This is a genomic window from Streptomyces sp. PL-29, from assembly GCF_058344425.1.
The window spans coordinates 3,699,785-3,712,684 of the sequence record NZ_CP136996.1 but is presented as its reverse complement, the minus strand read 5'-3'; the positions used below and the strand labels follow the sequence as shown (position 1 = coordinate 3,712,684).

At 72.1% G+C, this 12,900-nt stretch carries 13 protein-coding genes; 3 read left to right on the top strand and 10 right to left on the bottom strand.

Going from position 1 to position 12,900, the window contains the following annotated elements; all coding sequences use genetic code 11:
* Positions 1-76: 76 nt before the first annotated feature.
* Both R4Z63_RS17005 and R4Z63_RS17000 read left to right on the top strand, forming a co-directional pair.
* A complete protein-coding gene (locus tag R4Z63_RS17005; protein WP_384446018.1) occupies positions 77-1,888 on the top strand; it encodes a S9 family peptidase in 1,812 nt (603 codons plus the stop codon).
* Between the two features lie 37 nt (positions 1,889-1,925).
* Positions 1,926-2,759: an SURF1 family protein gene (locus R4Z63_RS17000; protein WP_384446017.1), complete on the top strand. Its 834-nt coding sequence runs from the start codon at positions 1,926-1,928 to the stop codon at positions 2,757-2,759.
* Here R4Z63_RS17000 and R4Z63_RS16995 read toward each other — a convergent pair.
* From R4Z63_RS16995 to R4Z63_RS16965, 7 genes are all read right to left on the bottom strand, one after another.
* Entirely contained in the window at positions 2,726-3,820 is a 1,095-nt protein-coding gene (locus tag R4Z63_RS16995) for a hypothetical protein (protein ID WP_384446016.1), read from the bottom strand. The genes R4Z63_RS17000 and R4Z63_RS16995 overlap by 34 nt on opposite strands.
* Positions 3,817-4,587 carry a SigE family RNA polymerase sigma factor gene (locus R4Z63_RS16990; protein WP_384446015.1) on the bottom strand — a complete coding sequence of 257 codons (771 nt, stop codon included), beginning with the start codon at positions 4,585-4,587 and terminating at the stop codon, positions 3,817-3,819. The genes R4Z63_RS16995 and R4Z63_RS16990 overlap by 4 nt, the downstream gene beginning before the upstream one ends.
* Positions 4,588-4,756: 169 nt before the next feature.
* Positions 4,757-5,833 carry an aspartate-semialdehyde dehydrogenase gene (locus R4Z63_RS16985; RefSeq protein ID WP_037920883.1) on the bottom strand — a complete coding sequence of 359 codons (1,077 nt, stop codon included), beginning with the start codon at positions 5,831-5,833 and terminating at the stop codon, positions 4,757-4,759.
* Positions 5,830-7,104 (bottom strand): aspartate kinase, encoded by a 1,275-nt coding sequence (locus tag R4Z63_RS16980; protein WP_030838740.1) that lies wholly within the window; start codon positions 7,102-7,104, stop codon positions 5,830-5,832. The genes R4Z63_RS16985 and R4Z63_RS16980 overlap by 4 nt, the downstream gene beginning before the upstream one ends.
* 119 nt (positions 7,105-7,223) lie before the next feature.
* Positions 7,224-7,871 (bottom strand): DUF5063 domain-containing protein, encoded by a 648-nt coding sequence (locus tag R4Z63_RS16975; RefSeq protein ID WP_037920878.1) that lies wholly within the window; start codon positions 7,869-7,871, stop codon positions 7,224-7,226.
* Positions 7,864-8,463 (bottom strand): recombination mediator RecR, encoded by a 600-nt coding sequence (gene recR, locus R4Z63_RS16970; RefSeq protein WP_037920876.1) that lies wholly within the window; start codon positions 8,461-8,463, stop codon positions 7,864-7,866. The genes R4Z63_RS16975 and recR overlap by 8 nt, the downstream gene beginning before the upstream one ends.
* A 63-nt stretch (positions 8,464-8,526) precedes the next feature.
* Positions 8,527-8,871: a YbaB/EbfC family nucleoid-associated protein gene (locus R4Z63_RS16965; RefSeq protein ID WP_078556344.1), complete on the bottom strand. Its 345-nt coding sequence runs from the start codon at positions 8,869-8,871 to the stop codon at positions 8,527-8,529.
* Between the two features lie 290 nt (positions 8,872-9,161).
* Here R4Z63_RS16965 and R4Z63_RS16960 point away from each other — a divergent pair, with 290 nt between their 5' ends.
* Positions 9,162-9,911, top strand: a complete 750-nt coding sequence (locus tag R4Z63_RS16960) for an SLATT domain-containing protein (protein ID WP_037920867.1) — start codon at positions 9,162-9,164, stop codon at positions 9,909-9,911.
* A gap of 109 nt (positions 9,912-10,020) precedes the next feature.
* On the opposite strand, the gene R4Z63_RS16955 is transcribed toward R4Z63_RS16960, so the two are convergent.
* The 3 genes from R4Z63_RS16955 to R4Z63_RS16945 all read right to left on the bottom strand — a co-directional run bounded on the left by R4Z63_RS16955 (position 10,021) and on the right by R4Z63_RS16945 (position 12,900).
* Positions 10,021-10,671: a putative DNA-mimic protein gene (locus tag R4Z63_RS16955; protein WP_037920865.1), complete on the bottom strand. Its 651-nt coding sequence runs from the start codon at positions 10,669-10,671 to the stop codon at positions 10,021-10,023.
* Between the two features lie 108 nt (positions 10,672-10,779).
* Positions 10,780-11,445, bottom strand: a complete 666-nt coding sequence (locus R4Z63_RS16950; protein ID WP_037920863.1) for a GntR family transcriptional regulator — start codon at positions 11,443-11,445, stop codon at positions 10,780-10,782.
* A 96-nt stretch (positions 11,446-11,541) separates the two neighbouring features.
* Positions 11,542-12,900, bottom strand: a complete 1,359-nt coding sequence (locus R4Z63_RS16945) for an aspartate aminotransferase family protein (protein WP_037920861.1) — start codon at positions 12,898-12,900, stop codon at positions 11,542-11,544.

The window sequence follows — 12,900 nt, the reverse complement described above, 5'->3', positions numbered from 1 at the left end:
CTTGGAGTACGGGTTCCACTGTGCGCCCGTTCGGAGCAGTCGGCACCCCGGGGGGCGCTGCGGCCACAATGGGCGCATGACCAGCGACAGCGAGATCACCCCCGACATGCCCGACTGGGAGAAGCGGTTCCGCGCACCGCGCGTCGGGCTGCCCGAATGGGCCGAGGACGCCCCGGACCGTTCGCTCTTCGTCTCCAACGCGACCGGCACCTTCGAGATCTACGCCTGGGACCGCGCCACGGGTGTGCAGCGGCAGGCCACCGACCGCCCCAACGGCACCACCGACGGCACCCTCTCCCCCGACGGCGAGTGGATCTGGTGGTTCTCCGACACCGACGGCGACGAGTTCGGAACCTGGGTGCGCCAGCCCTTCGCCGGCGGCCCCGACGAGCCCGCCACTCCGGGCCTCGAACCCTCCTACCCGGCGGGGCTGGCCATCGGGCGCGACGGCACCACGGTCGTCGGGCGCTCCACGGACGAGGACGGCTCGACCGTCCACGTGGTCCGCCCGGACGGCTCGGAGCCCGCGGTGATCTACCGGCACCGGGAGTCCGCGGGCGTGGGCGACCTGTCGCGCGACGGCACCCTGCTGGCCATCGAGCACACCGAGCACGGCGACGCCATGCACTCCGCCCTGCGCGTCCTCACCCTGGACGGGAGCACCGTCGCCGAGCTGGACGACTCCCGCGGCGGGACGGAGGAGCTCGGTCTGGAGGTGCTCGGCTTCGCCCCGGTCGCGGGCGACACCCGGCTGCTCATCGGCCACCAGCGGCGCGGCCGCTGGGAGCCGCTGGTGTGGGACGTGGCCACGGGGGCCGAGCAGGATCTCGCGATCGACCTGCCGGGCGACGTCAGCGCCGAGTGGTACCCGGACGGATCCGCGCTGCTGGTCGCGCACAGCTTCGAGGCGCGCACCGAGCTGTGGCGCTACGACCTGGCCGCGGGGGAGCTCGTACGCGTGGACACGCCGCCGGGGACGGTGTCCGGGGCCACCGCGCGGCCCGATGGGACGGTGGAGTACCTGTGGTCCTCGGCCGCCGAGCCGCCGGCGGTGCGGTCCACCGCGGGCGGGGCCGTCCTGGATCCGCCGGGCCTGCGGCCGCCGGGCTCGCTGCCGGTGGAGGACGCCTGGGTGGAGGGTCCGGGCGGCCGGATCCACGCGCTCGTCCAGCGTCCGTCGGGGCACGGCGACGGCCCCTTCCCGACGATCTTCGAGATCCACGGCGGGCCGACCTGGCACGACAGCGACGCCTTCGCCGCGACCCCGGCGGCCTGGCTGGACCACGGCTTCGCGGTGGTCCGGGTCAACTACCGGGGCTCGACGGGATACGGCCGCGAGTGGACCGACGCCCTCAAGCACCGGGTCGGCCTCATCGAGCTGGAGGACATCGGGGCGGTCCGCGCGTGGGCGGTCGCGTCGGGCCTCGCGGACCCGGAGCGGCTCGTCCTGTCGGGCGGCTCCTGGGGTGGCTACCTGACGCTGCTGGGCCTGGGCACGCAGCCGGAGGCCTGGGCCGTGGGCCTGGCCGCCGTGCCGGTCGCGGACTACGTGACGGCCTACCACGACGAGATGGAGGCGCTGAAGGCCCTGGACCGCACCCTCTTCGGCGGTACCCCGCAGGAGGTCCCGGACCGGTACGAGGTCTCCTCCCCGCTGACCTATGTGGACCGGGTGAAAGCCCCGGTCCACATTGCGGCCGGCGTGAACGACCCGCGCTGCCCGATCCGGCAGATCGACACCTACGTGGACCGGCTCGTGGCGCGCGGGGCGGTGCACGAGGTGTACCGGTACGACGCCGGGCACGGCTCGCTGGTCGTGGAGGAGCGGATCAAGCAGGTACGGATGGACCTGGAGTTCGCGCTGAAGCACCTGCCCGCCCGACCCTGAGGACCGGTGGCCGGTGCACCCCCCGTACCGTGGTGGGGTGCACCGGTTTCTCCTGACCCCGCGCTGGTGGGGGATCAACGTCTTCGTCGCGCTCGCGGTCCCCTTCTGCCTGTTCATGGGGTCCTGGCAGCTCGGCCGGTTCGAGGCGCGGGTGGACAGCCACCGGGAAGCGACCGCAGAACGGCCCGTCGACCGGGCGGCCGCGCCCCTGGACTCGCTGCTCCCGGTCGACACGGAGACCTCCGGGCGGATGGCTTCTGCGTCCGGGGAGTACGGCGAGCAGATGCTGGTGCCCGAGCGGCGGCTCGACGGCGCGACCGGTTTCTACGTCCTGACGCTGCTGAAGACCGACTCCGGCAAGGCCCTGCCGGTGGTCCGGGGATGGCTTCCCGGTGCCGCGGACCCCGCGAAGGCGCCGGCCGCGCCGACGGGCCGGGTCGAGGTGACCGGCGCCCTGCAGGCCTCGGAGAACTCGGGGACGAAGGGGGTCCACGCCCAGGGGGGCCTGCCCGCCGGACAGCTCGGCGTGATCGCCGCGGCCACTCTGGTCAACATCGTCCCGCACGACCTGTACGACGCGTGGCTGACCGTGCAGACCCCGGTGGACGGGATGCTCCCGGTGCCTGCGCAGGCGCCGACCAACACCGGGCTCGACCTCAAGGCCTTCCAGAACCTCGGCTACACGGGCGAGTGGTTCGTCTTCGTCGCCTTCGTGCTCTTCATGTGGTTCCGGCTCTACCGCCGCGAGGTGGAAACCCTGCGCGACGCGGAGGCGGGCCTGCTCGACCCCGCCGACCCCGCCAAGCCTGCCGGCCCGGCCGACCCGCCTGCGCAGGATCAGTCGTCGACCGGGATCGCACCCGTCCGGTAGACCGTGCCGCCGCAGGCGTCGGGGATCGACGTCCGCGTCGTCGGCGCGGCGCTGGTCCGGGGGGTGTGGGACACCTCGACGACGCTCGGCGCCTGGGGCGTGCCCGTCTGGGGCTCCGACGCGGCACCGCTGCCCGGGGCGCCCGAGGTGCCCGCCGAACCGGTCTGCGGCGGCTTGCCGCCGCCGTCCGAGCCGTTCGCGGCACAGGGCTCGCCCGGCGGCACCCACGCGAAGCGGACCTCGTAGGACTTGTTCGGCGCGAGCACCACCACCGAAGGCTGCGCCGACGGGTCGGGCAGCAGACCGCTGCCCGGGTCGCCCGCCGCGTGGTCGACCACGGCGACCCCGGAGCCCGGGACCAGCGTCGCCACGGGCGCGGAGGCCGCGGTCACGTTGTCCCGGCCGGTGACGGCGCAGCCCCGGGAGGAGACGTTGGTGACCCGGAAGCCGCCGGCCACCCGGCCGTCGCCCTCCGGGTTGCGCACGTAGCCCACGACGCCCAGCTGCTCGGCGCCGCATCCGGGGACGCCCGGCGAAGCCACCGGCGGCAGCGGGCCGGTGCCCGCCGCCGGGTCGGACGCGGAACCTGCCGGGCCGCCCGGGTCGCCGGTGCCCGCCGGGCCCGATGCCGGTCCTCCTGTCGTGGCACCGCCCTGCGAGGCGTCGGGCTGCCCGGTGGCACCGCCCGCGTCCACGGAGCCGCTGAGGGAGCCGCCGGCCTTCGGGTAGGCGCCGTATCCGTTCTGGTGCGGGTCGGAGGCGCCGCTGTGTTCGTCACCGGAGTGCGCCTCGTGCCCGGCCACGGTCCGGCGGTCCGCGTCCGTGCCCTCGCCGCCCGCGAGGTGCAGCGCGGCCGGGATCGCGGTCCCCGCGATCAGCGCGGCCGCGGCCGCGCCGACGACGGCCCGGCGCCTGCGGGCCCGGCGTCGCGCGGGTACGGCGTGCAGGATCCGCTCCAGCGCGTCCCCGGAGGGCCGGATGCCCTCGACGGCGCCGCGCAGCAGGATCCGCAGCTCGTCCTCGCCGCTCGCGCCGTCCGGCGCGGTGTGGTCGTCCCTCATGACTGCGCAGCCTCCATCGCCACCCGCAGCGCGGCAATGCCCCGCGATCCGTACGCCTTGACCGAGCCGAGCGACACTCCCAGCGTCTCGGCGACCTGGGCTTCCGTCATGTCCGCGAAGTAGCGCAGCACCAGCACCTCGCGCTGGCGGCGCTGGAGTCCCCGCATCGCCTTGATCAGATCGTCCCGTTCCAGCTGGTCGTAGGCGCCCTCTTCGGCGCTCGCCATGTCCGGCATGGGCTTCGACAGCAGCTTGAGGCCGAGGATGCGGCGGCGCAGGGCGGAACGCGAGAGGTTCACGACGGTCTGGCGCAGGTACGCCAGGGTCTTCTCGCGGTCGCGGACCCGGTTGCGCGCCGAGTGCACCCGGATGAACGCCTCCTGCACCACGTCCTCGCAGGAGGCGGTGTCGTCGAGGAGCAGCGCGGCGAGGCCGAGGAGTGAGCGGTAGTGCGCCTGGTAGGTGGCCGTGAGGTGGTCGACGGTGGTGCCGGCCACCACGTCGGCCGCTCCGGCCGCTCCGGCCTCGTCGGCTCTGTCGGCCTCGTCGGCCCTGTCGTGGGCCTTGCCGTTCGCTTCCGCGTCACCGCTGTCGCGCTGTTCGGGCACGAGACCGCCGGGGGTCCGTGCGGGGGCCTGTGGGGTCCCCGTCGGAGGGACGGGAACGATCACGGGAAGACCGCCGCCGGGCGTGCGGACGTCCCGGCGCGGCGGGAGGACCCCCGTGCGTGCCGGCAGGACGGCCGATTCGAGCAGTGCCTGTGCCACGCCTGTAGGACACGCGTCCCCCGGTCAGGGTTGTACGCGCGCAGAGGCCTCGGCAGGGAACTCCGTATTGTCCTCATGCGTACCCGCTCTTCCCGATTGCCCCGTCCAGCGAAACGGCAGTCGGGCCATCACCTTGATCAAGGGATCGGCACCGATCCTACAAAGCGAATTACGCACATTCACCTGCGATCAGTTCCGCGATCTGTGTGGCGTTCAGCGCCGCGCCCCGGCGGAGATTGTCGGCGCACACGAAGAACTCCAGCGCGTACGGGTCGTCGAGCGCGGCCCGCACGCGCCCCACCCAGGCCGGATCCGTCCCGGCGGCGTCCACGGGGGTGGGGAACTCCCCCGTCCCGGGATCGTCCACCAGCACCACGCCGGGCGCGGTCTCCAGGATCTCCCGGGCGTGCGCCGCCTTGACCTCGTTCTCGAAGCCGGCCCGCACCGTCAGCGAGTCACCGGTCAGGACCGGCACCCGCACGCAGGTCACCGACACCGGGAGCGCCTCCAGTTGAAGGATCCGGCGGGTCTGCGCGCGTACGGCCAGCTCGTGCGAGGACCAGCCGTCCTCGTTCAGCTCGCCGCACCACGGCACCACGTTCAGGGCCAGGGGAGCCGCGAAGGGTCCGGTGTCCTCGCCCACGGCACGGCGCACGTCGCCGGGCTGCTCGCCCAGGGAGGTCCCCGCGACCAGCGACAGCTGGCGGCGCAGCGCCTCGGAGCCGGCCCGGCCGGCCGCGCTCGCGGCCTGGTACGTGGAGACGGCCAGCTCGGTCAGGCCGTACTCGGCGTGCAGCGCCCCCAGCGAAGCGATCATCGCGGCGGTGACGGTGTCCGGGCTGGCGACGATCCCGCGCGGCCTGATGCGTGCCGCGTGGGCGTTGATCTCGGGCACCACGAGCGGTACCTCGGGATCCTCCCGGAAGGCGGCGGACTGGTCGACGACGACCGCGCCGCGCGCGGTGGCGACGGGCGCCCAGCGGGCCGAGACCTCGGCCGGGGTGAGGAAGAGCGCGACATCGCCCGCCCCGAGGCCGTCGAAGGCGTCCTCGGTGAGGGCGAGCACCTCGCACTCCTGTCCGCGGACGGACAGCATGCGGCCGGCCGACCGCCCGGAGGCGATCAGCCGTATGTCGCCCCAGACGTCAGCCCGCTCGGACAGCATCCGGAGCAGGACCGAGCCGACTGCTCCGGTCGCCCCGACGACGGCGAGAGCCGGAGCCGGGGCCGACCGGGCGGCGGTCATCGTCCGGTGCCTCCGTAGACGACGGCCTCGTCGCTGTCGGAGTCGAGGCCGAAGGCCGTGTGCACGGCGCGGACGGCCTCGTTGACGTCGTCCTGGCGGGTCACGACCGAGATGCGGATCTCCGAGGTGGAGATCAGCTCGATGTTGACGCCCGCGTCGGACAGCGCCTGGAAGAACGAGGCGGTGACGCCCGGGTTCGTCTTCATACCGGCGCCGACCAGGGAGATCTTGCCGATCTGGTCGTCATAGCGCAGGGAGTCGAAGCCGATCGCGCTCTTCGCCTTCTCCAGGGCGTCGATGGCCTTGTGGCCCTCGGCCTTGGGAAGCGTGAAGGAGATGTCGGTGAGGCCCGTCGAGGCCGCCGAGACGTTCTGCACGATCATGTCGATGTTGATCTCGGCGTCCGCGATGGCGCGGAAGATCGCCGCGGCCTCACCCGGCTTGTCCGGGACGCCGACGACCGTGATCTTGGCTTCGGAGACGTCGTGAGCGACTCCGGAGATGATGGCGTGCTCCACCTGCTCGTCCCCTTGCGGATTCTCGTTGCTGACCCAGGTGCCCGGCAGTCCCGAGAAGGACGAGCGGACGTGGATCGGGATGTTGTATCGGCGTGCGTACTCGACACAGCGGTGCAGCAGCACCTTGGAACCGGAAGCCGCCAGCTCCAGCATGTCCTCGGAGGAGATCCAGTCGATCTTCCGGGCCTTCTTCACGACGCGGGGGTCGGCGGTGAAGACGCCGTCGACGTCGGTGTAGATCTCGCAAACCTCGGCGTCCAGTGCCGCGGCGAGCGCCACGGCGGTGGTGTCCGAGCCTCCGCGGCCCAGCGTGGTGATGTCCTTGGAGTCCGCGGACACGCCCTGGAAACCGGCGACGATGGCGATGTTGCCCTCGTCCAGCGCGGTGCGGATCCGGCCCGGCGTGACATCGATGATGCGCGCTTTGTTGTGCACCGAGTCGGTGATGACGCCTGCCTGGCTGCCGGTGAACGACTGGGCCTCGTGGCCCAGGTTTTTGATTGCCATGGCCAACAGGGCCATGGAGATCCGCTCTCCCGCGGTCAGCAGCATGTCGAATTCGCGTCCGGCAGGCATCGGCGAAACCTGCTCGGCGAGATCGATCAGCTCGTCCGTCGTGTCGCCCATCGCGGACACCACCACGACCACTTGGTGGCCGTTCTTCTTGGCGTCCACGATCCGCTTGGCGACACGCTTGATGCCCTCGGCATCGGCTACGGAGGAGCCTCCGTACTTCTGCACGACAAGGCCCACGTGCGCTCCTCGGTCAGTCCGTCTCATTGCGGGTGCAGTCTAACGAGCGACCGGGATCCGACCTCCTCGTACCGCATCATGAGACGAAAAGATCACAATCCGGGTTCCGTGCCGGAGGGTCACGTGCGGCCCAGGCCGCCGAGCTCCTCCGCCATGACCTTCCCCGCCTGCTCCGCCAGGTCGTCCTCGGTCAGGTCCTCGTCCGTGTCCAGGCCGTCCAGGGCCGCCAGCGGCTGGTTCAGGCGCACGTGCGAGATCAGGGACTGCAGGGCGCGCAGGGTCGCCGAGGCCGTCGGGCCCCAGTTGGTGAAGTACGAGAACTGCCACCACCACAGCGCCTCGGTGATGCGACCCGCCTGGTGGTGGATGAGGCCGTGGCGCAGGTCGGCGACCACGTCGGCCAGGTCGTCGGAGATCCGGTGGGCCACCGGGGCCTTGCGCGGCTCGTACGGGTCGAAGACCTCGGAGTAGACGTCGACCGGCTCCAGCATGATCGCAAACCGCTCGCGCAGGTCGTCGACGTCCGGTTCCGGGCCGAGATCGGGCTCGTAGCGCTCTTCGGGCAGCACGTCCTGGTACGCGCCCAGTCGCCCGCCCGCCAGCAGCAGCTGGGACACCTCCAGGAGGAGGAAGGGCACCGCACTGTCCGGATCCTCGCCCTTGGCGACCTCGGTGACCGCGACGATGAACGACTCGATCTGGTCCGCGATCGAGGCGGCGAAGTCGTCCGGATCCTGGCCGAGAGCGTGCAGCGTTGCGTCAGACATCGAGAAGTCGCCTTCCTTCAAAGGCCCGCCCCAGCGTGACCTCGTCCGCGTACTCCAGATCTCCCCCGACGGGGAGCCCGCTGGCCAGGCGGGTGACCTTCAGGCCCATGGGCTTGATCATGCGGGCGAGGTAGGTGGCGGTCGCCTCGCCCTCCAGGTTGGGGTCGGTGGCGAGGATCAGCTCGGTCACCTCACCGTCCGCCAGCCGCGCCAGCAGCTCGCGGATGCGCAGGTCGTCCGGGCCGACGCCCTCGATCGGGCTGATCGCGCCGCCGAGGACGTGGTACTTGCCCCGGAACTCACGCGTCCGCTCGATCGCGACCACGTCCTTCGGCTCCTCGACGACACAGATGACCGTCGCGTCCCGGCGCGGGTCGCGGCAGATGCCGCAGCGCTCCTCCTGCGCCACGTTCCCGCACACGGCACAGAACCGGACCTTGTCCTTCACTTCGAGCAGCGCGTGCGCGAGGCGGCGGACGTCGGTGGGCTCGGCCTGCAGGACGTGGAAGGCGATCCGCTGCGCGCTCTTGGGCCCGACGCCGGGCAGCCTGCCCAGTTCGTCGATCAGGTCCTGGACCACGCCTTCGTACAACGGACTGCCTTCTTTCGTCTTTCGTGGGATGGGTCGAGCGGGGAGGAAGGAGGGAGAGTACTGCTAGAACGGCAGGCCGGGAATCCCGCTGCCACCGCCCAGGCCCTGCGCGAGGGGGCCCAGCTTCTGCTGCTGGAGCGCCTGGGCGTTCTCGCCCGCCGCCTGGACCGCCGCGACCACGAGGTCGGCCAGCGTCTCCGTGTCCTCCGGATCCACGGCCTTCGGGTCGATCACCAGGGCGCGCAGCTCACCGGAGCCGGTGACGGTCGCCTTGACCAGGCCGCCGCCGGCCTGGCCCTCGACCTCGGTCCGCGCCAGCTCCTCCTGCGCGGCGGCGAGGTCCTGCTGCATCTTCTGGGCCTGCTGGAGCAGCTGCTGCATGTTGGGCTGGCCACCACCGGGAATCACAGGGCACTCACTTCCGTACGTCGGTACCGTCGGGACCTTTCGCGACCCGAGACCTGCGGAACGCTTGGTCAATCCGAGCCTACGTGCTCCCCGGGCGCCGCGCCCTACGCCGTGAGGACCAACTCTTTCGAGTGAGAGTCGGGGCCTGCGCGTACCTGATGGAGCCCTCCTTGCGAGCGGAAATCCCGGGATTCGTTGTCCATCGCCCGCCATTCGAAGGTAGGAAGAGCATGCGCATCATTGCGCACACGCGCACCACCACACGTCAGCGCAGGCAGAGGGAGTGCCGGGTGAGCCAACCGGAGATGCAGCCCGAGGGGCCACCCCGGGATCCCCGGGAGGAGGGCGGCGGGCCGATGGCGGCGGGCGATCTGACCGGCCGGCCCTTCCCCCTCGGGGACTGGGGGGAGCCCGCCGAGCGGCTCGACGAGCTCTACCGGCGGGTCGAGGCGGACGCGCTACGCACGGCCGAGTGGTACCTGTCCGACCGGGCGTGGAAGCGCCGCGGAGCGCGCGTGCTGCGCGTCGGCGCCGCCCTGGGGGCCGTCACGGGCGCCGCGATGCCGGTACTGGAACTGACCGGCTCGGCGCCGGGCGGATCGGCGTACGGGTACCTGGCGCTCCTGCTGGGCGCGGCCGCGCTGGCCTGCGACCGGTTCTTCGGACTGACGTCGGGCTGGATGCGGGACGTGGCCACGGCCCAGGCGGTGCAGCGCCGGCTCCAGACCCTGCAGTTCGACTGGGCCTCGGAGAACGTCCGCGAGGTGCTCGGGCCCACCGAGGGCACCGCCAGCGAGGCCGCCGAGCGGTGCCTGACCGTGCTGCGGCGCTTCTCCGAGGACATCACGGAGCTGGTGCGGTCGGAGACCGCGGACTGGATGGTCGAGTTCCGTTCCGGTCCCGCTCCACTGGTGATGCAGTCGCTGGGGGCCTCCGGGGCGCGCGGCGCTGACGCGTACGTCCCGCCGGCCCGCTTCCCGCTGCCGCCGGGCACCCGCCCCAACATGCCGCGCCAGCGGCCCCCCGAGCAGCCGCGCTGACCCGGTGGAGGGGGCGGGGGCGGGGCCGCCCCCGCCCACCGGCCCGGGCAGCAGGTACAAGCACAGGTACAGGTACAGGTACAGGTACAGGTACAGGTCTGCAGGCAGCTCAGCTGAAGATGATCATCGATCCCTGTCCGAGACTGCGCGTCGCCGCCGCGTGCAGTCCCAGCCAGACGTGCCGCTCGCGGGCGAAGGGGCTGCCGTCGTACGGGATCGGTCCCGCCGGCTCCTCCAGCGAGGTCGGCCGCCCCGGCGGCGCGGGCGCCGCCGGCGGGTTCCCCGGGTCTATCCCGATGGAGGGAGCGACGAACACCAGCTCCCGCAGCAGCCCTTGCGCGGACCCCAGCGGCCCGCCTCCGGCCAGCAGCTCCTCGTTCGCCAGGGGCGCCGGGAAGTCGACGGGCACATAGGCGCCCGCGTGGTCGTAGTGCCACACCAGGTGCGACTGCTGAGCGGTGGGCTCGAACATCTCCAGCAGCTGTTCGTAGTCCCCGCCCAGCTCGTCCACCGGGGTCACCGGCAGGCCGCAGAGCTGGAGCAGGTAGGCGCGCCTCAGGAAGTGCAGGGCGTCGTAGTCGAAACCGGCGACCGGGGCGACGTCCCCGCTCAGACCCGGCATGTACGCGAACACGGGCACGGACGGGAGCCCGGCCTGGCCCAGCGCCTTGTCGTACGAGGCGATCTCTTCCGCGAAGGGGTTGTCGGGGCTGTGGCACAGCACGTCGACAAGGGGGACCAGCCACAGGTCACAGGCCACACGGCCTCCGATCAGTCGTTGTCGCCGATCAGGCCAGCGTAGTGCGCCGGACACCCTCCGCGAAGGGGTGCGCGGAACTGCGGCCGCCCCCAGGGGCCCGGCAGGGGTTCAGAGGCGCTCGGCCCAGGCCAGCGCGTGCTCGTTGTAGCCGTGCACGATGCGGCGGACGGCATCGGCGTCCGCCCGGGTCACGGCGTCCACCAGATCGCTGTGCCCGTCCCAGAGGGCTTCCCGCAGCTGCGGGTCGCGCTGGAGGTGGGGGACGGCGAAGACCCAGCACTGCACGCGGATGCGGTGCAGGAACTCGGTGATGTACGGGTTGGCGACGAGCCCGCTGAGTTCCCGCCAAAAACGCAGGTCGTAGCCGATCAGCACCTCCAGGGAGCCGCTCCGGGCCGCCCTGCGCGCCTCCTCGCCCCGGCGGCGCACCGACACCAGCATCTCGCCGAAGCCCGGGGTGGTGCCCCGCTCGGCGAGCCGGCGGAAGATGCCGTCCACGACCAGCGAACGGGCCTCGATCATGCCGCGGAAGTCGTCGACCGAGAAGACCCGCACCCGGAAACCCCGGTGCTGGACCAGTTCCAGCAGCCCCTGGGCCGAGAGGTCCACGAGCGCCTCGCGCACCGGAGTCGCGGAGACCTCGTACTGCTCGGCGATCTGCTTCACGGTGAACTCGGTCCCCGGGGGCAAGCGTCCCGCGAGCACCTCGTCACGCAGCGCGTCCGCGATCTGCTGGCGAAGCGTGTTGCGGGTGACAGCGCCGCTGCCTGGCATAGGGGTCCGTCTCCTGTCGTAGAGCTTCGGACACCATAGGCCAGACAGCGAGGCCGAAACCGGTCGGTCGGTGGGGATTGTGTGTGACTGTCCCGGCTACCCGGTGGTGTGGCGGTCGGCGACCGTGAGCGCCTCGTCCAGCAGGGCCAGGCCCTCCTTGGCCTCGGCCTCCGTGATGGTGCAAGCGGGGACGACATGGGTCCGGTTCATGTTGACGAAGGGCCACAGGCCGCCGGCCTTGCAGGCCGCCGCGAACTCGGCCATCGGGGTGTTGTCCGCCCCAGCCGCGTTGTACGGGACGAGCGGCTCGCGCGTCTCCTTGTCCCGTACGAGTTCCAGGGCCCAGAAGGCACCGAGGCCGCGGACCTCGCCGACCGACGGGTGGCGCTCGGCGATCTCGGCGAGCGCCGGGCCGATCACGTTCTCGCCCAGGTGGGCGGCATGCTCGACGACGCCCTCCTCCTCCATCGCGTTGATCGTCGCAACGGCGGCGGCGCAGGCCAAGGGGTGTCCGGAGTACGTCAGTCCGCCCGGGTAGGGGCGGGTCGCGAACGTCTCGGCGATGGCGGCCGAGATGGCCACGCCGCCGAGCGGCACGTAGCCGCTGTTGACGCCCTTGGCGAAGGTGATCAGGTCCGGCGTGACGTCCCAGTGGTCGGCGGCGAACCACGCGCCGGTGCGGCCGAAGCCGGCCATGACCTCGTCGAGGACGAAGACGATGCCGTAGCGGTCGCAGAGCTCGCGGACGCCCGCGAGGTAGCCCGCGGGCGGGACCATGATGCCCGCCGTACCCGGCACGGTCTCCAGGATGATCGCCGCGATCGACTGCGGGCCCTCGAAGGCGATGGTGTCGGCGAGGTGGGTGAGGGCGCGCTCGCACTCCTCGGCCTCAGTGGTCGCGTGGAAGGCGGAACGGTAGAGGTACGGGCCCCAGAAGTGCACGACGCCGGCCGCGGCGGTGTCGGACGGCCAGCGGCGCGGGTCCCCGGTGAGGTTGATCGCGGCGGCGGTGGCCCCGTGGTACGAGCGGTAGGTGGAGAGCACCTTGGCGCGGCCCGTGTGCAGACGGGCCATGCGAACGGCGTTCTCGACGGCTTCGGCGCCCCCGTTGGTGAAGAAGATCTTGTCCAGGTCGCCGGGGGTCCGCTCGGCGATGAGGCGGGCGGCCTCGGAGCGGACGTCGACGGCGAAGCCGGGCGCGAGGGTGCAGAGTCGGGCGGCCTGCTCCTGGATCGCGGCCACGACCTTGGGGTGCTGGTGGCCGATGTTGGTGTTGACCAGCTGGGAGGAGAAGTCGAGGTAGCGCTTGCCCTCGTAGTCCCAGAAGAAGGAGCCCTCGGCCCCCGCGACGGCGAGCGGGTCGATCAGGGCCTGGGCGGACCAGGAATGGAAGACATGCTTCCGATCTGCGTCTTTCACGGCGGCAAGGGTGTGCGGGGTGACATGAGGGGTCAT